This is a genomic window from Flocculibacter collagenilyticus (genome assembly GCF_016469335.1).
Classification (GTDB): domain Bacteria; phylum Pseudomonadota; class Gammaproteobacteria; order Enterobacterales; family Alteromonadaceae; genus Flocculibacter; species Flocculibacter collagenilyticus.
This window is the reverse complement of record NZ_CP059888.1, coordinates 1771342-1794174: the sequence shown is the minus strand read 5'-3', so window position 1 is coordinate 1794174 and position 22833 is coordinate 1771342. Positions and strand designations below refer to the sequence as shown.

The window sequence follows — 22833 nt, the reverse complement described above, 5'->3', positions numbered from 1 at the left end:
CTAGGCAGGAATAGTGGATAAATACAATAATGGTACGTATTGTATTGAAATGCTATATCGCCTAGAAGCGCTCCACCCTATTGTTTTTAAAAACGTTCTAAAGGTGACAGTTATAAGGATTCAGCCTTATCAACCGAAAAGCAATAAAGATACTTAATGCTTTCCTCGGCAACGATTCCCTCACTTATTATCTTTGGAAGTATCCTTCCTCAAATAAGCTACCTAATCGTTGCACCTCTTCTAGTAATAAACACAGTGTTACTGTGTTTAGTCAGTTATAAATTTAATTGGATACTTAACGTGAAGTCAATCTTTTTTAGCGCCACTGAAAGTAAACATCATGCCTAAAAACGATGCTACTGCCAAATATACAAAAGTTCCTCTGGCACCACCATAAACCTGAATAAGACAAACTAAAGATACGATATTTAAAGCTGTACCAATACAAGCGCTTTTAACGTTGGGCCTGAATGCTCCTTGATTGTTGAATAAGCCCAGCCCATAAATACACGCAATAATTCCGCACAAGCCAATTAATACATTCATGCCGTTTCTCTTTGATATTCATCTATATGGCTTACAGACTGGTTAATAGCCTGCTTCGCTTTAACTTTCATCATTGCTAGAACGAGTAATACTCCTAAAACAAATGTCGTTAGATTAACGCCCATCGACACAAAGTGCTTCGTGTGTATTACATTGAAAATATGACTTCCACTAAGTATCGCGTCTAATGGCATTGTGATGAGTAAGCAACTTGCTATGCTATACCCCAATACATGCACAGCACACTTCTTTTTAACAACTAAACCCAATGTTATAGCAAACATCCAAACACTAAAGAAAATGAAGAATACGGCAGATGTATGATCATTCAATGCATAAAACTTGTTAAGGATGAGCTGTGCAGGAAAAAGTGCCACGGCTGCTAAAACAACGCCAGCGCATGATCCAATAAGCAGTCGATTAAACATTTCGTATGTATTGCGGCTATGTGCTGGATTAGCAGTATTCAGTCCTCGCTCTATCCATAGCATCAACCCGGTTATAGGCAATAGTGCAGTAGATATACCCAACACAGCCCACAAGGCTTTTATAAATATTCCGCCAAAATTACCGAAATGTAGCGGGAACATCGCATCTAGAATTTTGCCTGTAACACCTTCTAGTCGTCCAAAATTGGCTTGGTGGCGAACAAACTCCGCTGTTGCTCCGTTAAACACTAATGCCTGTCTGCCCAATTGCTCGTTACCCGCACCAAATACATACATTGCTGCATTTTTGTCGCCATAACCCATAATTGTAAAATTGGTGAATGTTAAATCTGGGTAGCTTTTTTTGCTGTTTTCTAAAATATGCGCAACTTTTGTTAGACTTTCGACATTCGCAACAACTGGTGCTTTCACCGCGGTAAATTTTTCAAGTAACGCTTCTTGGTCACCATTAAAGCTTACGTACGCAGCGGCAGGTACAAGTAATACCGTTGCTAAACCTAAAAATGCACCAGTAAAAGCAATAACTGAATGAAAAAGTACGCCCCACACGCTCATTGCTTTATGCCCATCATTTAGCAGTAACGAGAAATTTCGTTTAGGCCTAAAAGTAAAGAGTTGAGCCAGTATTTTTCTATGGATGATTAATCCCGTTACAATTGAGACCATTAAGGTAAGTCCCAACAAACCTGTTAAAATAAGTCCTACCGGTCTACCTAAGTGCAAGTCGGCATGAAAATGCGCCAAAAACATCGCCATGTCTAACTTAGGGTGATTGAAATACTCCTCCATGTCTGTTCTTGATACTTGCTCAAAAGTAATGGGGTGCAACTCAAAAACAACACCTTTGTGATCTTCTTTGCCATTTTCTTGTTCAAAGTGCCCTTCAAATATCAAACGAATATTGTCTGTTGAGCGAACTGCAGGAAACTGTATGTGTATTTCCTCTAGGTAGGCTGGGTCAACTTTTTGAGAATATTCTTCTACTATGGCTTCATATTTCTGTGGCGTGATATCTATCGGGCTTCGTATATGATCATTTGCCCAAATCATTAACTCTGAACGAGCAAAAACAGCCACTGCACCAGTAAATGCAATAACAAATAACAAAATACCCGTTATTAAGCCAACCCAAGAATGTAGCTTATATAGCTTTTTTATCGTGATACTTTTCATAATAACGTTATCCTGCCAAAGCAGTGTAAATACAAATTAAATGTATGGCTGTAAGTGTTAATAGCACGAACCACACTCGTTTAATTGAATTATCTAAAAAGCTATATATAAACAGAGCTGTCCAGATAAAAGGAAATAATAGAATGGGAATGCCTATTGAATCGGTAAGATTTAATGGGAGGTACGTTGTCATGCCGGGAATAATGGTCACTGACGTGAGCAATACAACGACAATACTAAGAAACATGCGATTTTTTAATGCACTAAAGGTTTTTTTTTCACTTATTTTGCTAGCCACTGGTATGACTCTTTTTAACGGCAACAGAAATGTATTAGTAAAATACAACAACATTCGTATAATTACAAATGATAACCGTTATCATACGCATTTAAATTCTAATTAGTGTGAACTGTGACCCATCTAATTAAAATTTAAAGAGATTCACAGAAAAGCGTGACTAAGTCATACGGCTGCCCATTAATTGCCTGCCCATTTTGGATGCGTTCGGCAAATTGAAATTGATTTTTTAACAATACAATTTGCGACCCTGGATTATTAACAGCCACTCGCGCAACGATACGGTTTAAGTGTAATTCTTCAAATGCATATTGCTTTACTAATTTAACCGCTGACGTTGTTACCCCTTTACCAGAATACTGTTGACTAATTCTGTAACCAATTTCGCCTTGATGAATTAATGTATTGGCTGACTTGTTTTGCCTATCGTTAAAAATGCTCGTATGTGTATCTCGAGTAATTTGGCGTAGGTTTATGCGTCCCATTAATTTATTATCAACACACATAAAGAATTTATATGCCTCGTCAGACTCCCACTCTTCAATACCTTTTTCGATTTCATTGTGAATATTGTGAAGCGTGTAAAAACCATCTTCTCTATCTTCAATCAACGACTTAAAATACGCACGGTTGTCTTTTTCAAACGCCAGTAGTGCATCAGCATAATCGTGATTAATAGGTACAATTGTTAACTTAGACAATATTCACTCCTGTCGAATTTTCCTGTCGAAATTTTAAGTTATAGGGTTATTCATTCTTTCTGAGTACAAGGTGGGTATAGCGGCCAATAGATGCAAATGGCTCTTGGCGGTTATGCGATAGCTCTATGTTGACTAATTCATCAAACCGCTCACTGGGCAAATTACGATCTCTTGTATAATCGTGAAAACAGCGCACACCGGTTTTAAATAAGCAGTTTAATGGGAGTTCTGATATCCACGCCATTAGCTCATTACTATTGATCGGATTTTGAGGATTTAAGAACACAGTATTTCTTGCTTTGTATTCAGCATTTACATATTCAAAGTTCCCGTACAAAATATTTGCTAACGCCTTACCTATTTGGTTGTAATACATTAATGATAAATGGCCATTATCGGTTAGTGTATCTACCAGTAGATTCAACGCTTTTTTTGGCTCATCAAGCCATTCAAAAACGGCATGGCAAAGAATAATATCAAATGCTTGATGGTCTTTTTGTAACTGGGGTAATATTGTTTGTAGTGAACCAGCAACAAAGCTACATGAGTTTAACAAGCCTTGTTCTGTGCATGTTCGATAGGCTTCTGTAAGCATGTCTTCTGAAACATCGCTAAATACAACTTCATGACCCAATGAGGCACACCACACCCCCAACTGCCCTTGCCCACAGCCAATATCCAAAATGCGCAAAGGCTTTGCGGCAAACTCTGGAATATCCATTAAATCTCGCTTAAGCACTGCTAAGCGCAGTTTACCTTTGGTTGTGCCATAAATGTTTTTTTTAAACTTTTTACTGCTTTGATCAAAGCTAGTATCGTTTGTTATTGTGTTGCCATGCTTAATGTTGCCGAGCTTTTTGCTGTCACTAGTCAAACTATATTTCTCATTGTTGCTTAATTAAACAGGGTTATTAATATCTATAAACTGTACATCAAGCTCGAAGGTTTCAGTTAAGTGCTCACCGAGTGATTTTGCACCATAACGTTCAGTAGCATGATGGCCAGCAGCGATAAAATGGATACGCTGTTCATTGGATGAATGAATCGTTTGCTCGGATGCTTCGCCGGTAATAAAACAGTCAATACCTTGTTGTGCTGCTAAATCGATATACGATTGACCACCGCCTGTGCACCAAGCTACGGTTTTTATATCAAAGTTTCCACCACTATTTACCAGTGGTTTTCTACTTAATGTACTCTCAATGCGTTGGGTTAATTCGTCTAATGAAATTGGGTTGGTAAATTCGCCTTTTAACGGAATACTTGGTCCAGGACCCTGCTCTAAACCTTCAATATTTTGAATATCTAATAACTTTGCTAATTGCACGTTATTTCCTAATTCAGGGTGAACGTCTAGTGGAAGGTGGTAAGCAAACAAATTTATGTCATTTTCAATTAGCTTTTTAATTCTGGTTTTCTTCATACCAGTAATAGGTTGATGTTCACCCTTCCAAAAATAACCATGGTGAACGAGTATCGCGTCAGCATTCATTTCTATTGCTTTATCTATTAGCGCTTCACTCGCTGTTACTCCAGTTATAATTTTACGAATACTGTCTGTACCCTCTACTTGCAAGCCGTTTGGACAAAAATCTTTAACTTCCCAAGGTTTTAATAAGTCAGTTAAATAACGTTGTAATTCATTGCGGTTAATGGTCATGCTTGCCCCCTTTGTAATAATGATGCTGATTGTCTAGATTTTTTAGTAAAAATGAAAGTTTTTGTCTTATTAATTGCGATAAAACCAATTTATTTCTATACCTAGTAAGGACTGTTGAACTTTTAAGATTGCATTTAGCTCAACCTCAAAAGTTCAACAGTACAAAGTCACAATAAGTTATTTTAGGGGTTACGATGACAAATCTAGATAAAGATGAAGTAATTGAAAAATTTACAACCGCTTATGTTGCAGCAAATGGCAAACAGCCAGATCTTGAAGTAAAAAGTGGGTGGTATAGTGTGGATGGTGGTAAAAACATGCGATTGGCTGACTTAAACGAATTAGCCGATGAGCTCAGTACAACCTATGCAGAAGATGTGACTGAACCTGTTGCTGATACTCGAACTAATATGGGTAAAAAAGCAAAACCTAAAAAAGCGACCAAGGCAAAATCTGCCGCTAAAACTAAGAAAAAATCTTCGAAAAGTGGCGGGCTAACCGCAGAAGCGCTTTGGCAAAAGCAACTAGAAGAAAAAGATCATCAATGCACGCTTCCTCGCGGCATTCGTTAACGAATAAATACACCAATTAACATGCCAGCATAAATAATAGGCTGTGAATTTCAGCCTATTATTACTTAATGCGATAAGCAGTTATATTTCTTAACAATTTCATTCCTAGCCCTTTCATTACAAAAGTGTTATAAAAATTAACGTATTCTTTGAATACCCTGAATTCTTATAAAAAATTAGAACAGGTATAACAAGATAAAAGGAAAGAAAGGATGAAATCTAAAAAAATGATTAAGCTTGCGTTAAGTGCAAGTGCCGTCAGTATTGCACTTCATGCCCCCTCCACGCTAGCACAAGAAAATGATTCTGATATTGAGCGCATTGAAGTCACGGGTTCTCATATTAAACGACAAGATATGGAAGGCCCATCCCCAGTAACCACGATAAATGAAGAAGACATAAACAAGGCTGGTGTAACAGACCTAATTGGTTTATTTACCAAAATGCCGATGTCTGGCCAAGGTACATTCTCAACACAAGGAAACAGCAGTGATGACACCGCTAACGGTGGCTCAAGTGTTTCTTTACGTGGACTGGGTGCCGACTCAACATTGATTCTTGTTAACGGTCGCCGTGTTTCTGTTTCTCCTTTCGCAAAAGGCATTGATACCGCATTCGTTGATATCAATAATATTCCATTATCAGCCATTAAACGTGTTGAAATCCTAAAAGATGGTGCTTCTGCTACTTACGGTTCAGATGCTATCGCAGGAGTAATCAATATTATCTTAAAAGATGACTTTGATGGCGTAGAAGTTTCAGGTAAAGCAGGCACAACTGCAGACGGCGGTGGTGACGAGCAAAACCTAAGCGTGGTTTGGGGAAGCACAAGTGACAAATCCAGCCATACATTTATTTTAGATTACTATAAGCGTGACGAAATACTTTACGCTGACAGAGACTACTCTAGTTCTGCAAACCAAGCTGCTCTAAGACCTAACGATTCTTCAGCAACAGACTTCAGAAGCTCTTCAGGCTTCCCTGGTACTATTGCATTAGCTTCAGATCCAACAAAACGCCATGCTGACGTATGGGGTAGCGACACCTGTCCAGCGGATATGATTACTAACGACAGAGACTCAGATGGAAACTTAACAGGCTATAGCTTATGCCGCTATGACTATGCCCCAGTAATGACTATGGTGCCTTCAGCAGAGCGCTTTAGTTTTAACTATATGGGTAAATTTGAGATTGGCAATGACATTTTGGCATTCACTGAATTTAATGGCCAAAATGCGCGCTCAACTATAAAGGGCGCTGGTAGCCCAAGCTTTAACGAGCTGTTCATGTCGGGCGATAACGTAAACCACCCGTTTGCAAATCAACCTGATCATGAATTTTACCAACAAGATTTAACCATGCGCCGCCGTACAGTAGATATCGGTAATCGTAAAAAAGAAGTGGACTCAGATTACTACCGTGCAATTGTTGGCTTAAAAGGTGAAATCAAAGAGTGGAACTGGGAAGTGGCGTATAGCTACATCAAAAACGAATCTACTGAACGTGGTGTAGATGGGTTCCCGAACTCTAGACGCATTCAAGAAGCCATTGACAGTGGCTTGTGGAACCCGTTTGAACCTTCTTCAAACTCACAAGAAGCCTTAGATTTTATTGAAACAACAACTACGCGAATTGGTAAATCAACTAACAAAACGCTTGATGCGAAAGTATCTGGCCCTGTTATGGATATGAGTCACGGACCTATGATGCTTGCACTAGGTGCTGAATACCGTGAAGAAGCAATTAGCGATAATCCGGATGACCAATTTTTACGTGGCGACATTTTTGGTACAGAGGCAACTCGCGCAAACGGCGAACGTGATAACACCGCCGTTTTTGCAGAGCTAGCAATTCCTGTATTTGAAAACTTTGAACTTCAATTAGCCGTTCGTCATGAAGATTACAGTGACTTCGGTACTACTACCGATCCTAAAGTTGCATTTAGATGGGCTGCGACAGATGAGCTTATATTCCGTGGCTCTTATGGTACAGCATTCAGAGCACCATCATTACACCAACTTGGTCTAGGTCAAACTGATGAATCACCAAACCTTGTAGATTCTGTCCGCTGTAGTGCTGTTGGCAACATCAATAAGGCATGTGAACCTCAAGAATACACAGCTGTGTTCGCGGGTAACCCTGATCTTTCAGAAGAAACATCAGAAAGTTATAACTTAGGAATGATATTTGAAGTAAACGAAAAATTAAGCTTCAGTTTAGATTATTATAATTATGAAATTGAAGATCTAATTGATTCAGATACTCAGTTTGTGTTTACCAACTTTGGCGCAGATCCGTCAGTTGTTGAACGTTTACCAAGTGATAACCCTAATGATCCAGGTGAAGTAGTTCGAATTTTTGACTCTTACCAAAATATCGGTGATTTAAACACGTCAGGATTAGATTTTGATATTCAATACGGTTTAGAAACTGATGTAGGTGATTTCGAATTCTCTTATGTTTTAAACTACGTATTAGAGTTTGAAGACATTCGTGGTACAGGTGCAGACAGACGTATCAACAAGCAAGAAGGCGACTTTGAGCAACCTGAAATGCGCTGGACGTTAGCTTCTAGCTGGTTGTTAGATGATATGGCTGCCAGTGTAGCAATAAACTACATTGATGAATTTAAAGGCGATGCTGATGCAGGTTTTGGTGACAAAACGGTCGATTCTATGACTACTGTTGATGCGTCATTTAGTTATTTAGGCTTCGAAAACACCACACTAACGATTGGTGCAACGAATCTATTTAATGAAGAACCTCCATTTAGCCATCACGACTTTATGGGATTTGTTAACACAACTCATAGTGGGCAAGGCCGCTTTGCATATGTAAAAGCGAGCTATAAGTTCTAATTTATCAATGATATACTTCTAAAAGGCGCAGTTTGCGCCTTTTTGCTGTTTATTTTCTAAGACTTTCTTTCATATCATTTGGCACCAAAATGAAAAGTTTATTTATAATAATAATAATGTTCTTCGCTCAGTATTCCGTTGCACAAACTGTTAAAGACTTTCCAAAAAGCAACTGTAACCCTAATGACATATTTATATCTGTTAGTAATGTAACCTATTGCGCTAGTCCGCACGTTTTAAGAAAAATCAGCATGTTAGGAACGTCTCAACAGAAAGCGTTTATAAAAACGGAAGATGTTGAATTGGTATTAGGCTCTAGCCCTTCTCATATCGCCATTTCTGATTTACATCGTAGATATAATTTAACGGTAACTGAGTTCTTTTTAGCACTGGCTAATAATGCATTACCACTGCAAGACAAAAGCCTAATTGAAGCAACATTCGATATCAGAAATGATGATCACATCTCTATTTATCAAAAGGATTACTATTTTGCTTTTTCAATTGTTGGTGCACATAAAAGGAATGATCGAATTTACTTAACGCAAAAAAATAGTAATGAGATTTATCTAATAAATGGTGAATTTGATCAGTTTGCCGCAGAAGAAATTTTGTCATCTCTCCAATTTTTAACTCACTAATCAAACAAGTGAGCCAAGATTATGATCGCATTTATCTAACTAATAAAAACAGTGACGTTATTTATCAAATTACGGGCGAGTTTGATCAACCTGCCGCCGAGGCGTTTTTAGGCGCTTGTTTCATTCTTTTCTAATATATCAGAAAGCTTATCTTGCTCTAACGGTCTTGAGAATAAGTAACCTTGAGCGAAATGACAGTTGAGGTCTATTAGCAAGCGCTGCTGCTTTTTTAGTTCTATTCCTTCTGCGATCACTTTTATTTTTAACGACTTCGCTAACGCTAAAATTGTAGTAACAATGGCATTCTCGCTCGACTTGTCTTGTAATGTTTGAATAAACGACTTGTCTATTTTTAGAGCATCTACTGAGAATTGATGCAAATAACTAAGTGAAGAATAGCCTGTACCAAAATCGTCGATAAATATTTTTACACCTGCAGAACGCAGATTTTTCATATTACTTTTCGCCGCTTTAATATTATTAATTAAGCCTCGCTCGGTAAGTTCAATGGCTAAATGTTTTGGTTTAATGTTCATTTCCTCGAGTTTTGATAAAACAACTTGATCAAAGCTATCACTCGAAAAAGTCTCGCCAGAAATATTAACGCTAACGTAACCATTGAACTTAAAACTGCGCTTTAATTTTTTTATTTGCCTGCAAACTTGTTCTAAAACGAACATGTCAATCAAGCCAATTAGGTGGTTTTCTTCAGCGTATGGCACAAAATCGTCGGGAGGGATCACACCTTTATCAGGATCATACCAGCGTACAAGAGACTCAAAGCCCGCCACTTTATTATTTTTCAAATTAATAATCGGCTGATAAGACATTCTTAGGTGCTCACGCTCCATTGCCCTTCTCATCTGTGCTTCAAATCTTGTCAAATACGACTCTCCGACACCATCTTGATATACTCGATAATTGTTACGTCCTGCCGCTTTTGCCGCATAAAGGGCGATGTCCGCTTTTTTAAGTATTTCATGACTATCAAAGGTTTCATCAGAGGGATAAGCAATACCTATACTAATAGACGTATTAATTTTATGATCGCCAACGTCTACAGGGTTATTAAACGCTTGAATAATTCTGGCCGAGACTTCTTCCGCTTCGTCTTTTAACTTAATGCCTTCAAGTAGAATTACAAATTCATCTCCACCTAACCGCGCGAGCGTGTCATTCTCGCGAATACACTCTTGTAATAGATTCGACGCCTCAATAAGAAATGCATCTCCTATCATATGTCCCAGCGTGTCATTGACCATTTTGAAGTGGTCGAGGTCTAAATATAAAACAGCAATCGCATCATGAGTGCGCTTAACGTTATCTAAAGCATGGCCGATACGATCTAATAACAAGAGTCTATTTGGTAGGCCGGTTAAACTGTCATGCAAAGCTAATTTTTGGAGATCTTTCTCTGCCATCAGTTTTTTTAGTACGTTACTAATATGATGGGATACAAATGTAAGTAACTCTTTGTCCGATTCATTGTAATGAATGTCGGCATTATAACTTTGGATACAAACAACGCCTTCTACAGAATCACCACTTTTAAAAGGCACCGCCAAATAAGATTCTGCTAACCCCCCAAACAGCTTACACTCGCCACTGTCAATCAACGCCTGTAATTGTGCTTTTGTGGCTAACAAAGGGGCTTTATCGCGAAAAACTTTGCCTGTTAAACTAAATTTTAAAACAGATTCAGAAAAGTATTCATCAGGTGAAATATCTGAATTCTCGTCTTGATAGTATGGGAAGTTTAATTTGTTTAGTGATTGATCAAACAGTGCAATATAAAAGTTGTCACTGTGCATCAGCCTACCAAGAATGTGATGGACTTTTTTGTAGACATCTCCTATGTCGGTAGCTGTATATGTAAGGGATGCAATTTCAAACAGTGCTTTTTGTACTGCTTCTGCCTTTTCTAAACGCACAACAGATTTTTTTAAATCTGCCAGTGCAAATGTTTTATGTAGCTTTGATGATAATACTGCACTGATTGTGGTGATAATATTGAGGTGGGTTTTGTCAAAAAATTCTGCACAAGCACTTTCACAATCGATTACCCCAAGTATTTTATCTTCAAATAAGATGGGTACTGAAAGCTCTGACAACGCCGGTAAATTATCTACTCGGTAGCGTTCATCTTTTCGCGTGTCGGAAACAAGTTGTGGTTTTCCCAGTTTGGCACAAGTTCCTACAATGCCCTCACCTACTTGTATTTCAGTTAAATGGCTTACATAAACTCCATCCACGGTTGAATGACCATAAGAGGCGAATTGCGTTAATACCTGCTGTTCGTCATTTAATAAATAAATCACACAATCTTCGTAACCCAAATGAGTAACTACCGCCTTAGCGATAAAGTTACATATTTCGTCCGTTTTATTTAATTCAAAAAGAGAGGTTGCGACGTAATTAATAAAATTAACAAAGTCTATCTGTTCATCAATATGATGTACGTTCGACTGCATAACAGTATTGCCTTGGTTATCTAACAAAGTAAAAGACGAGTTTTCACTGGAGACCGTTTAAGTTTAGTTGATATACATGATACTAGGGAGTTAACCACTTTCATAATTATCAAAACGTTTATGGAGTGATAATAATATGGCTTTTAATGTTAATTAAAAGATTGATTTTAAAATTAAACCAATGCAGTTAATTGATTGGTAAGTGCTTTTTAAATACAAAAGGCTACATAGGTAGCCTTTTCTCTTATAGTATATAACTTTTAAATAGTGTTTACTTTTTATCAGTACCCACTTCAACTCGTGCTTTTAGCTTCTGGCCTGGGCGAAAAGTCACAACTCGTCTTGCCGAAATTGGTATATCTTCGCCCGTCTTAGGATTACGCCCTGGGCGTTCCTTCTTGTCACGCGTTTCAAAGTTACCAAATCCCGAAAGCTTAACTTCTTCCCCTTCTTCTAAAGCTGAACGAATTTCTTCAAAAAAAGATTCTACTAGTTCTTTAGCATCACGCTTATTTAATCCCATTTTGGTAAATAAATGTTCTGCTATATCGGCCTTGGTAAGCGCCATAGTTAATCCCTCAGAGTCGCGTTAAATTCAGTTTGCAACGCCTCAATTACTTTCGTCATCGAGTCATTAATCTCGTTGTCTTCCAAAGTTTTGTGCTGATCTTGTAAAGTTATGCCAATCGCAAGACTCTTATAACCTTCCTCAACACCTTTACCTTGGTATACATCGAACAATTTTAGGTCAACTAGTTGATTTGCGCCAATATTTTTTATTAAAGAAAGTAAATTTCCTGCATTTACCTCTTCTTTAACCACTACAGCGATGTCTCTGCGGTTCGATGGATACTTTGAAACCTCCATCGCTTCTGGCACATTTCTATTGCTGATAGCGTTTAAATCTAGTTCAAAAACAAAGGTTTTGCCATTTAATCCTAATTTTTTCTCAAATTCTGGGTGAACCGCTCCGATCACACCTACTTCGTGCCCATCGACATATATGTTAGCCGTTTGTCCTGGATGCAGCGCTGAATGTTTTGCAGGTTTAAACTCTATTACAGAGGTTGTTCCCATCAGCGACAGAACCACTTCAACATCTCCTTTGAGATCAAAGAAATCAACAGTACGTGATTCTAAATTCCAATGTTCGCCAAATGCTGAGCCTGCAATTAAACCCGCAATGCGTGGTTGCTGACGTACACCATTTTCTGCGTTTTCATCAGGAATGAAAGATAAGCCTGTTTCGAATAAGCGAATTCGACTTTGTTGGCGATTCTGATTGTATACCGCAGTTTGAAGCAAACCCGTGAATAAACTTACGCGCATTGCCGACATTTCAATTGAAATAGGGTGTGGCAATATCATTGCTTCGCTTTCTGGGTGCAGCATGCTTTGTACTTTAGGATCAACAAAGCTGTATGTGATCGCTTCTTGATAACCTTTGTCAACCAGCATATCTCTGAATCGAGATAAGGCAATGTTAGACTCTTGATGCTTATTCATCACCAAGCTCGCTTTAGGCGAGATATTTTGAATATTGTTGTAACCGTAAATACGTGCAACTTCTTCAATTAAGTCTTCTTCAATAGTGATATCAAAACGGTAAGCAGGAACAACCACATCCCACTTTTCAGCTTCACTGCCTTCATCACTTAACTTAACGTCAAAACCTAAACGGGTAAGTGCTTCTGTTACCGTTTCTGTATTTATCGTCAGACCGAGTACTCGATCAAGTCTTGCACGGCGTAACGTTACTGGGCGGGCCTGAGGAATATGTTCATCACTTTTAGCTTCAACGATAGGGCCTACTTCACCACCAACAATTTCAACTAACAGCTGGGTAGCTCGCTCCATTGCTGTGCGCTGAAGCTCAGGGTCAACACCGCGTTCATAACGATGAGACGCATCAGTGTGTAAGCCAAATCCACGAGCTTTACCCATCATTTTTTCTGGACTAAAGAATGCACTTTCTAAAAAGATATTTGTGGTGTCTGAATTTACACCGCTGTGCTCTCCACCAAATACACCTGCAATTGCCAACGCTTTCTCGCTATCTGCAATAACCAGCGTATCTTTTTTAAGCTTCGCTTCGTTTCCATCTAACAAAACAAGTGTTTCATCTTGTTTTGCCAAACGAACATCAATATGACCTTCAATTTTGTCTAAATCGAAAGCGTGCATTGGGTGTCCCAACTCAAGTAATACATAGTTGGTTACGTCAACAACAGGGTCAATTGAACGAATACCACTACGGCGTAATTTTTCAATTAGCCAAAGTGGAGATGACGCACTAACATCAACATTTTTAATCACACGCCCTAAATAACGTGGACAATCTTCTGGTGAAGATAACGTGATATCCCTAGTGTCATCAATTGACGGGGTTACATTGTTGAACGTTAATTCATTTACATTTGCATTATTCAACACGCCTACTTCACGTGCTAAACCAATCATGCCTAAGCAGTCAGCGCGGTTAGGCGTTAAATCAACTTCAATGGCTGAATCGTCTAATGAAAGATACTCTCTAATACATTGACCAACTGGTGCATCTTCAGGCAACTCTAAAATGCCATCCGCTGACTCTGCCATACCTAATTCAGATTCTGAACACAACATACCAAATGAAGGTTGGCCACGTAGCTTTGCTTTTTTAATTTTAAAATCGCCTGGTAGCACTGCGCCTACTGTAGCCACAGCTACTTTTAAACCTAGACGACAATTTTTAGCACCACAAACGATATCAAGTAACTCATCTTCACCAATATCGATTTTAGTTACTTGTAATTTGTCTGCATCAGGGTGTTGCCCACATTCAACAACTTTACCAACCTTTACGCCTGTAAAATCACCAGCAACGGGTTCAACACCATCAACTTCTAAGCCAGCCATTGAAAGCTGTTCAGCTAGCTCATTAGTTGCAATTTGTGGATTAACCCATTCTCTTAACCACTTTTCACTGAATTTCATTGTTTATCCGTTGCTTATTTAAATTGTTTTAAAAGTCTTAAATCGTTTTCGAAGAATGAACGTAAGTCATTTACGCCGTAACGCAACATTGTTAAACGCTCTACACCCATACCAAAAGCAAAACCAGTGTACTCTTCTGGGTCTATGTTGACTGCTTTTAGTACATTTGGATGCACCATGCCACAGCCAAGAATTTCTAACCACTTACCGTTCTTACCTTTCACATCTACTTCAGCTGAAGGTTCGGTAAACGGGAAATATGAAGGGCGGAAGCGAACTTCTAACTCTTCTTCAAAGAAGTTATTTAAGAAATCGTTAATGATACCTTTTAGCTCAGCAAAGCTAACGTTCTTATCAACCATTAAACCTTCCACTTGGTGGAACATTGGCGTGTGTGTTTGGTCGTAATCATTACGGTATACGCGACCAGGGCTGATAATACGAAGTGGTGGTTGCTCTTGCTCCATTGTACGTATTTGAACGCCAGAAGTTTGCGTACGTAAAACCGTTTTAGGATTAAAATAGAAGGTATCGTGATCAGCACGAGCTGGATGATGCTCTGAAATATTTAACGCGTCGAAGTTATGGAAATCATCTTCCACTTCTGGACCCTGCTTAACTTCAAAACCAAGCTCACCAAAAAAAGACTCAATACGCTGAATTGTTCTTGTAACAGGATGAAGGCCACCCGTTTCAATGGTTCTTCCTGGTAATGTAACGTCAATGCTTTCTGACGCCAGTTTTGCTTCAAGTTGAGCGGCAGCTAATGCTTCTCTTTTTTCATTTAAAAGTAGCTGTACACTATGCTTCGCTTGGTTAATTTCTTGCCCTGCAGTTTTACGCTCTTCAGGTGCCATTTTACCTAGGGACTTTAAAAGTTCGGTTAACTTGCCTTTCTTTCCAAGAAATTCAACGCGGACATTATCTAAAGATACCGGATCATTGGCACTTTCAATGGCCGACTTTGCCAGCTCTACTAGTTCTGCTAAATTCATTATTTCCTCTGCCCTAATTTATCGGGTCCTGAGCATTGTTCAAATATTAAAGGGGGAATATGGTACAAAAATTGAGGTTTAGGAGCTATGTTTTTTGTGAATAAATAGCAAATTTTATAGTGAAAGTTCGTCTTTTATAAAAGGAATTGTCAGTTTTCGTTGTTTCTGCATTGAAATACGGTCTAGCTTGTCTAATGTTTCAATTAAACTGGTCATATTTCTATCAAGTCGATTAATTAAAAAAGCGGCAGACTCCTCTGATAATTCAAGCCCTCTTAATGAAGCGCGGTGCTGAATTGCTAATGCCTTTTGCTCGTCGCTTAATGGGTTAATCTGAAATGTTGTTCCCCATTTTAACCGCGACGTTAAATCTTTTAATTTAATATCTAAACTATCTACCGGTTTCGCTGATGCAATTAACAATGTTTTACTAGGATAATTTAAACTATTGAACAAGTTAAACATTGCTTGTTCCCAATGCTTGTTCCCTTCAATCAGTTCGAATTGTTCAATACACACTAAATCTAAGTTTTGTAGGCCAGCTAGCACATCCGTCGACATATTAATTAGTTGCGACATTGGCAACAACATATTTGAAAGGCCCTTTTCTTGTGCCTTTACGCAACTAGCGTAAAGTAAGTGTGATTTACCCACCGCGTGCGAACCATACAAATAAGTAAAACTAAAGGCATGTTGCTGGTTTAGGCTGTTTTTTAAGTGATCAACCACAACTTCATTACCAGCAGGCCAATAACTGGTAAACGTTTCATCATCTGGCAGCGTTACGGGTAACGCGATTTGTTGCGGCTGAGGCATTACTTCACCCACCGATATTCAATCAACTGCTGTTCTGACTGATCAGCCAATGGATCAAATATTTTTTCGAACTTGCTATCTAAATCCAACGCCTGAACAAAGTCCATTGGTAAACCAACCAAATCGATTTCAAATACCGCATGGTCTTGGTAACGTGATACCAGTTTTGTACGGCCAATAGAAGAAAAGCTATTTAAAATGCGTTCTGCATAAATCAAATCTGCAACCGAATGTAGATTATAAATTGTTACATTAACGACTCGGTCGCGATCATACGAGTCAGCTTTAATTGAATATTCTTGTGCGTAGTAATCTGCTAGTGCTTCTGGTAACTCATTTAACAAACTGAATCTGTCACCTTCAATAGTATTCGTTACACGCTTGTCTTGTTGGTAAATAGTCCATTCTAGCGTCCATTGACTGCCCCGGGCATTTTCATCTTTTGCCGGATACATTCTTGCACTAACTATCGATTCAGCACCATAACGCTCTGAAGCTTGCTGAAGCGGCTCATAAAAGCGCCCCCATATATCTGTAATGGTTACGGTACTTATATCGGTTAAATCCATAAGAGGAATGGTAACAGGCAAACCTCTTCGCTCTGCGCCACTTTTAAGCTGTTTTACTAATATGGGGAAACTATCTTCAGACACCGTTAAGCGCTGCTCACCCTCTTCAATCGCCAACCAAATAACAGCGAGTGGACGTCGAGTCCCCCACAGGTTTGCTCCGGCTTTTAGCAATAATCGATTGACTTTATCAACCTCAAACTCCGCATATAGCATTTGTTGATTATCGTCTTGCTTAAATTGAAATTTTAGTAGGTAATCTGTCACGTTTTTAATTTCAGATTTAATTTCAGGTAGCTCTAAAACGCTATAATCACCGCTTAGCTTAACCAGCACTTGTTTTAGCGCATCTTGATATGCCACTCTTCTTGCATCGCGCGCTTGACTTTTAATAGGTACTTTAGCGTCATACAACGCAGTTACCTCTACTGCATAAGCATGTTTAAAAAACAGACTTGTGCAAAAAATTAGTAGTAAAGCCACTCTGGTGAAGTGCAATGTTATATCTCACTGAAATCAAACTTATTCTCTTTATGATAAATGATTAGCGATAAAAGCAAAACGAACTTTTATTACAAGATGACAATTTTTTATTTTGCATACAATCTGCACACCGTATAATAAGCGACAATTAATAGCTTATGAGTAGTAAAAATGGAATGTCGATTAGGATGTGGCGCTTGCTGTATCGCACCTAGTATTAGCTCTTCGATTCCTGGTATGCCAAATGGTAAGAAAGCTGGAGAGCGCTGTGTTCAGCTTGATGAAAATAATTTATGTCTTTTATTTGGAAAAAAAGAAAGGCCTAAGGTTTGCGGTATGTTTAGCGCTTCATTAGACATATGTGGAACCACAAATGCTGAAGCGCTATACAATATTGAAGTGCTAGAGGCTATGACCTGAGTAACTATAACCTGAGCAACTAAGACCTGAGTAACTAAGCTTAGGCGGTCATCGCAAAATTAGCGTATCACTTTTATTTTACAGCTGCTTTAAATGCGTTATCTAAATCATTCATTAGATCTTGTGTATCTTCTACACCTACCGATAAGCGAATAAAGTTATCATGTATACCTAACTCTTGACGTTGAGCAGGAGGAATTGAAGCGTGCGTCATAATTGCAGGGTGTTCAATTAAACTTTCTACACCACCTAGGCTTTCTGCTAAGGCAAAAATTGACAAGTTTTCTAAAAACTTGCGTGCTACTTCAAGATCACCTTTTACAAAAAAGGAAATCATTCCACCAAAGCCCGTCATTTGTGTTTTAGCAAGTTCATGTTGTGGATGAGAAGCTAAACCAGGATAAATCACTTTTTCAACCGCGTCATGGCTTTCTAACCACTGAGCAATTTCCATTGCGCTTTGATTATGTTGTTTCATTCTAAGTGCTAACGTTTTAACACCACGTAATGCCAAGTAACTATCAAACGGCCCTGCAACTGCACCTATGGCATTTTGCAAGTAAGTCATTTGCTCTACTAGTTCATCGTTATCACCTACAACAACCATACCGCCAACCATATCTGAATGGCCATTAATGTACTTGGTTGCTGAGTGCATAATAATGTCTGCACCTTGGTTCAATGGTTTTTGGTTATAAGGCGTAGCAAATGTGTTATCTACTACAACAATCACACTTGGATTAATCTTTTTAGCTAGTGCACTTACGCGTTCAATGTCTACCATTTTTAACATTGGGTTTGATGGTGTTTCTAGCCAAACCATTTTAGTAGCAGGTGTCATTGCCGCTTCTAACGCATTCATATCAGTTAGATCAACGTAGGTAACGTCATGACCTGCCGTACGTTTTCTAACGTTTTCTAGCAAGCGGTAAGTACCGCCATACAAGTCATCCATCGCAATAATGTGCGAACCAGCATCTAGAATCTCTAAAATCGTTGACGTAGCCGCCATACCTGAACCAAATGCGTAACCTGCTTTACCTTCTTCAAGGTTAGCTATACATCTTTCGTACGCAAATCGAGTAGGATTATGTGAGCGAGAATATTCAAATCCTTGATGCTCGCCTGGGCTAGATTGAGCATATGTAGAACTTGTATAAATAGGAGGCATTACTGCGCCAGTCGTTGGGTCGACGCTTTGACCACCGTGAATCACGCGTGTTGAAAACGCTAAATTTTTATCATCACTCATATTATTTTTAATACCCTGTTGGAAATATTGCTGGGATTATAACGCGCGATCACGTAAAAATCGTTATTCCTAGATAAATTTATCGTTCTAACTAGTTCTGCAAAAATCTAAACTAATATCTATAGCGCGCAAAAAGGTGCTTACAAGCCAAGTCGTTATAACAAACGACTACCCAAAGTGAGTAGACTGCTGTAAATAGGGGTTAGTTTGCTTTTCGTGCCCTAATGTTGATTGCGGCCCGTGTCCCGGTAAAAATGTTACGTCGTCAGGCAAACTAAATAAATTGTTTTTAATTGATGCAATTAGTGTTGCGTGATCACCTTTCGGAAAGTCAGTACGCCCTATCGAACCTTTAAATAACACATCACCAACAATTAATAATTTGCTACTTGAGTGGTAAAACACAACATGGCCGGGTGTATGCCCCGGGCAATGAAGCACGTCTAACGTAACAGCTCCAAACGAAACCGTATCGTTATGGGCAAGCCACTTGTTTGGTTTAAAAACACTTGCAGGTGGAAAATTAAACATTTGTGCTTGCTGGGGCAGCATGTCTAACCAAAATTCGTCATCTTTATGCGGGCCGACTACGTCTACGTTAAATAACTTAGCAAGCTCAATGGTGCCACCAACATGATCAAGGTGCGCGTGTGTGAGTAATATTTTATCTAATGTAGCACCTTCATTACGTAGCTGAGCCGCAATCTTATCAATATCACCGCCGGGGTCGATAACTGCGGCTTTATTAGTTTGTTGGCAAATAAGAATGGTGCAATTTTGAGCAAAAGGTGTAACAGGTATAATAATAACTTTCATTTTAGTTTCGTACTTGTATTGGCTTACTTTACATCGCTTATTAAAAATTTGAAGGGTGCTACATTCTTATGTAAACACCCAAGGCACACAGTTTATTTATATTTCACTTTGTAAATCAAGCTATAAACCACTGGCATAAATATTAAGGTAAGCAACGTAGCAAAGCCTAAACCAAACATAATCACAACCGCCATACTTGCAAAAAAGTCGTCAAATAACAGCGGAATCATACCAAGAATGGTGGTAATTGCAGCCATGGAAACAGGTCTAACTCTACTTACCGCGGCATCATAAATGGCATCTGTCATGGCTTTATTTTCTTCAAGCTCAATATTAATTTGCTCGGCCAATACTATGCCATTTTTAAGCATCATTCCCGACAGACTCAAGAACCCGAGTAATGCCATAAAACCAAATGGCGCCCCCATCACTAATAAACCAATTGACACACCCACTATTGCCAGAGGCACTGTAGACCACACCGAAAGCGCTGTTTTTGCTGAATTAAATAATAAAACCGTTATAACAAACATCACCAAAAAGCCTAAAGGCAGTGGTCCAAAAATGGCCTTCTGCGCTTGTTGAGCCGCTTCAAATTCACCACCCCACTCTAGCATGTAGCCGGTTGGCAGCTCGATTGCTTCGATTTTTGGTTTAAGACGAGAAAGTAATTTTGCCGCAGTTTCCTCGCCTAATACGTCATGGTCTGCGTACACTGTGATTGTACGTTTTCTATCTCTGCGCTGAATTAAGGGGTTCTCCCATTCTACTTTAAAATCACTAACCACTTGAGTAATTGGAATAAATCGTTGTAAGGTCGGACTATAAATTTGCAAATCTTTTAGGCTTTCAATAGAAAGTCGCTCGGCACTTGGCGGACGAGATATTATCGGCAACATCGTGGTTCCATCTCGGTATATACCCACTTTTTTGCCGCTGAAGCTTGTCAATAATAAGTCATCTAAGTCTTGCTTCGTAATCCCTACTCTGCGTGCTGCAACTTCATTAAATACAGGACGAATAACTTTTGTTTGCTCTCGCCAATCGTCTCTAATATTTCTTGCGTTATTATCTTGCTTTAACACCGCCTGTGCTTCTTTAGATAGCTCTCTTAGTACTTTAGGATCAGGGCCACTAAACCTCGCTTCTATCTTGGCATCCGTTGACGGGCCAATTTCTAAGCGTTTAATTTTGAAGAACAGATCAGGATGGTACTCAGTTAAATAGTTACGAGTTTCTTTTATTAATGGAACTAAACTTTCTTTTTGATCTGCACGAACAATAACCTGCGCAAACGCTGGATAAGTTTTCTGTGCTTGATACGTCAACATAAACCGTGTTGCGCCACGACCAATCGTTGTAGATGCTTCTTCAACATTCTCTTTAGCAAGCAAAAATTGTTCAACAGATGCTACAATTTCTGCATTTTTTCTAATGTCTGTGCCTTCAGGTTGCCAAATATCCACTAAAAACATCGGCGTGTTAGAGGGTGGAAAGAATGCTTGTTTTACTTTACCAAACATTACAACTGCGAATATTAACAGCGCAATCATAAACACAACCGTAAGTGCGCGGTGGTGTAAAGACGTCGTTAGTATTTTTTTGTATGCAACAAAGATAATGCCTTTATAGGGATCGTCATTATCTGATTTATTGTCAGACTCTTTAATTAATACATCAGCTAGAAATGGTGTTAACGTGATTGCAGTAAACCAGCTTAACATCAATGAAATTAGCAGCACCCAAAATAAACTACCCGCAAATTCACCTGTTGCATCGCTCGACAAACCAATCGGCGCAAACGCGGTTACAGCAATTACGGTAGCGCCTAAAAGCGGCCACTTTGTTTGTTTAACAATAAGCGAAGCTGCGTCAATTTTTGACATGCCGCGCTTAATTCCAATAAGAATACCTTCGGTAATTACTATGGCATTATCAACCAACATTCCCAGCGCAATAATTAAGGCACCTAACGAAATACGCTGTAATTCAATATCCATTTGCTTCATAAAAATGAAGCTACCAACCACCGTAATAAAGAGGATTAACCCAATTAGCAACCCCGACTTTACACCCATGAAAACAAGTAACACGAGAATAACGATAACCACGGCTTCAAGTAAGTTAAGTACAAAACCTGATACCGAGTTTTCTACTTCTTTCGGCTGGTTGTAAACAATATCGATATTTATGCCAACAGGTAGAAGGGCTTCAAGTTCGTTTACACGTTTATTTATACGCGCACCAACATCAACAACATTCACGCCCGATGCGAACGACACCCCAAGAGACAGCGCTTTTTTCCCGTTATACCTTAAAATATGCTGAGGAATTTCCTGATAGTCTCTAAATATTTCAGCTACATCACCTAAATATATTAACTCTTCCGCGCCGGGATTACTTATTACTAAGCTTTTTAATTCTGCAACATTCTGAAACTCACCAGTAGGACGAAATCGAATCAATTCAGCGCCCAGTTTAATGTTACCTGCATTAGATACTGTATTTTGCGTGTCTAAAAGAGAATAAATACGTTGTGGCGAAATACCGAGCGAGGTGAGTTTAGCGCGTGAAATTTCGACAACGACTTGCTCTATTTGTTTTCCTTGTATATCAATTTTGCCTACACCTTCAACCAGTACAAGTTCACGGCGCATGTAATCCACTGAATCACTTATTTCCCTAAAATCGAAGCCATCGCCAGTGATCATCATCAAAATGCCAAATACGTCACCAAAGTCATCTTTCACCATTGGCGGTGAAGCACCAATAGGCAACCTTGGCGTTAAATCGTTAATTTTTCTACGAAGCTCATCCCAGATCTGACGTAAATCTTGTTTACGGTAATGGCTTTTCATTTCAACCATAACTTGTGAAAGCCCATTAGAAGAAACCGACTCTACATTATCTACATACGGTAAAGATTGAATGGCATTTTCAATTCGGTAGGTCACTTCCTCTTCTACCTGCATCGGTGACGCACCAGGGTATTCTGTGATAACAAGTGCTTGTTTTAATGTGAACTGAGGGTCTTCTAATCTGCCAAGTTCAAAATATGAAAACAAGCCACCAATTAGTAGAATTAGCGTAACTAGCCAACTCGTTGTTTTGTTTTTAATAAAGTAACGCGCTATATCCAT

General features: G+C 38.9%; 18 protein-coding genes and 1 riboswitch. Of the genes, 4 read left to right on the top strand and 14 right to left on the bottom strand.

Annotation, left to right across the window (positions count from 1 at the left end):
• Positions 1-57: 57 nt before the first annotated feature.
• Positions 58-248, bottom strand: a riboswitch (Lysine riboswitch).
• 58 nt (positions 249-306) lie between these two features.
• From HUU81_RS08035 to HUU81_RS08015, 5 genes are all read right to left on the bottom strand, one after another.
• Positions 307-546: a hypothetical protein gene (locus tag HUU81_RS08035; RefSeq protein WP_199611700.1), complete on the bottom strand. Its 240-nt coding sequence runs from the start codon at positions 544-546 to the stop codon at positions 307-309.
• Positions 543-2168, bottom strand: a complete 1626-nt coding sequence (locus HUU81_RS08030) for a PepSY-associated TM helix domain-containing protein (RefSeq protein ID WP_199611699.1) — start codon at positions 2166-2168, stop codon at positions 543-545. The genes HUU81_RS08035 and HUU81_RS08030 overlap by 4 nt, the downstream gene beginning before the upstream one ends.
• 432 nt (positions 2169-2600) lie before the next feature.
• Positions 2601-3167, bottom strand: coding sequence for a GNAT family N-acetyltransferase (locus HUU81_RS08025; protein WP_199611698.1), 567 nt, complete (start codon positions 3165-3167; stop codon positions 2601-2603).
• Between the two features lie 46 nt (positions 3168-3213).
• Positions 3214-4041, bottom strand: coding sequence for a methyltransferase domain-containing protein (locus tag HUU81_RS08020; RefSeq protein WP_233520597.1), 828 nt, complete (start codon positions 4039-4041; stop codon positions 3214-3216).
• 24 nt (positions 4042-4065) lie between these two features.
• Entirely contained in the window at positions 4066-4827 is a 762-nt protein-coding gene (locus HUU81_RS08015) for a Nif3-like dinuclear metal center hexameric protein (RefSeq protein ID WP_199611697.1), read from the bottom strand.
• Between the two features lie 194 nt (positions 4828-5021).
• Here HUU81_RS08015 and HUU81_RS08010 point away from each other — a divergent pair, with 194 nt between their 5' ends.
• From HUU81_RS08010 to HUU81_RS08000, 3 genes are all read left to right on the top strand, one after another.
• Positions 5022-5399, top strand: a complete 378-nt coding sequence (locus HUU81_RS08010) for a hypothetical protein (protein WP_199611696.1) — start codon at positions 5022-5024, stop codon at positions 5397-5399.
• A gap of 212 nt (positions 5400-5611) precedes the next feature.
• Positions 5612-8257 carry a TonB-dependent receptor plug domain-containing protein gene (locus tag HUU81_RS08005; protein WP_199611695.1) on the top strand — a complete coding sequence of 882 codons (2646 nt, stop codon included), beginning with the start codon at positions 5612-5614 and terminating at the stop codon, positions 8255-8257.
• A 251-nt stretch (positions 8258-8508) separates the two neighbouring features.
• Positions 8509-8898, top strand: coding sequence for a hypothetical protein (locus HUU81_RS08000; protein WP_199611694.1), 390 nt, complete (start codon positions 8509-8511; stop codon positions 8896-8898).
• Positions 8899-9005: 107 nt separating this feature from the next.
• Here the strand turns inward: HUU81_RS08000 and HUU81_RS07995 are convergent, their stop codons facing one another.
• The 6 genes from HUU81_RS07995 to HUU81_RS07970 all read right to left on the bottom strand — a co-directional run bounded on the left by HUU81_RS07995 (position 9006) and on the right by HUU81_RS07970 (position 17205).
• Positions 9006-11369, bottom strand: coding sequence for a bifunctional diguanylate cyclase/phosphodiesterase (locus HUU81_RS07995; protein ID WP_199611693.1), 2364 nt, complete (start codon positions 11367-11369; stop codon positions 9006-9008).
• A gap of 271 nt (positions 11370-11640) precedes the next feature.
• Positions 11641-11937, bottom strand: coding sequence for an integration host factor subunit alpha (ihfA, locus tag HUU81_RS07990; protein WP_199611692.1), 297 nt, complete (start codon positions 11935-11937; stop codon positions 11641-11643).
• Positions 11938-11939: 2 nt separating this feature from the next.
• On the bottom strand, positions 11940-14342 hold the full coding sequence (gene pheT / locus HUU81_RS07985) for a phenylalanine--tRNA ligase subunit beta (protein ID WP_199611691.1): 2403 nt from the start codon (positions 14340-14342) through the stop codon (positions 11940-11942).
• Positions 14343-14356: 14 nt separating this feature from the next.
• Complete coding sequence (gene pheS / locus HUU81_RS07980; RefSeq protein ID WP_407644838.1) at positions 14357-15337, bottom strand: phenylalanine--tRNA ligase subunit alpha; 981 nt, start codon at positions 15335-15337, stop codon at positions 14357-14359.
• Between the two features lie 114 nt (positions 15338-15451).
• Positions 15452-16153 (bottom strand): DnaA regulatory inactivator Hda, encoded by a 702-nt coding sequence (hda, locus tag HUU81_RS07975; RefSeq protein ID WP_199611690.1) that lies wholly within the window; start codon positions 16151-16153, stop codon positions 15452-15454.
• Positions 16153-17205, bottom strand: coding sequence for a DUF2066 domain-containing protein (locus HUU81_RS07970; RefSeq protein ID WP_267983423.1), 1053 nt, complete (start codon positions 17203-17205; stop codon positions 16153-16155). Before HUU81_RS07970 ends, hda begins: the two co-directional genes overlap by 1 nt.
• A gap of 171 nt (positions 17206-17376) precedes the next feature.
• Between HUU81_RS07970 and HUU81_RS07965 the strand changes: the two genes are divergently transcribed.
• Positions 17377-17625, top strand: coding sequence for a YkgJ family cysteine cluster protein (locus tag HUU81_RS07965; protein ID WP_199611688.1), 249 nt, complete (start codon positions 17377-17379; stop codon positions 17623-17625).
• 73 nt (positions 17626-17698) lie between these two features.
• Here the strand turns inward: HUU81_RS07965 and HUU81_RS07960 are convergent, their stop codons facing one another.
• The 3 genes from HUU81_RS07960 to HUU81_RS07950 form a co-directional block, all read right to left on the bottom strand.
• Positions 17699-18877 carry a trans-sulfuration enzyme family protein gene (locus tag HUU81_RS07960; protein WP_199611687.1) on the bottom strand — a complete coding sequence of 393 codons (1179 nt, stop codon included), beginning with the start codon at positions 18875-18877 and terminating at the stop codon, positions 17699-17701.
• 168 nt (positions 18878-19045) lie between these two features.
• Positions 19046-19693 (bottom strand): MBL fold metallo-hydrolase, encoded by a 648-nt coding sequence (locus HUU81_RS07955; RefSeq protein ID WP_199611686.1) that lies wholly within the window; start codon positions 19691-19693, stop codon positions 19046-19048.
• A 92-nt stretch (positions 19694-19785) separates the two neighbouring features.
• On the bottom strand, positions 19786-22833 hold the full coding sequence (locus HUU81_RS07950) for an efflux RND transporter permease subunit (protein WP_199611685.1): 3048 nt from the start codon (positions 22831-22833) through the stop codon (positions 19786-19788).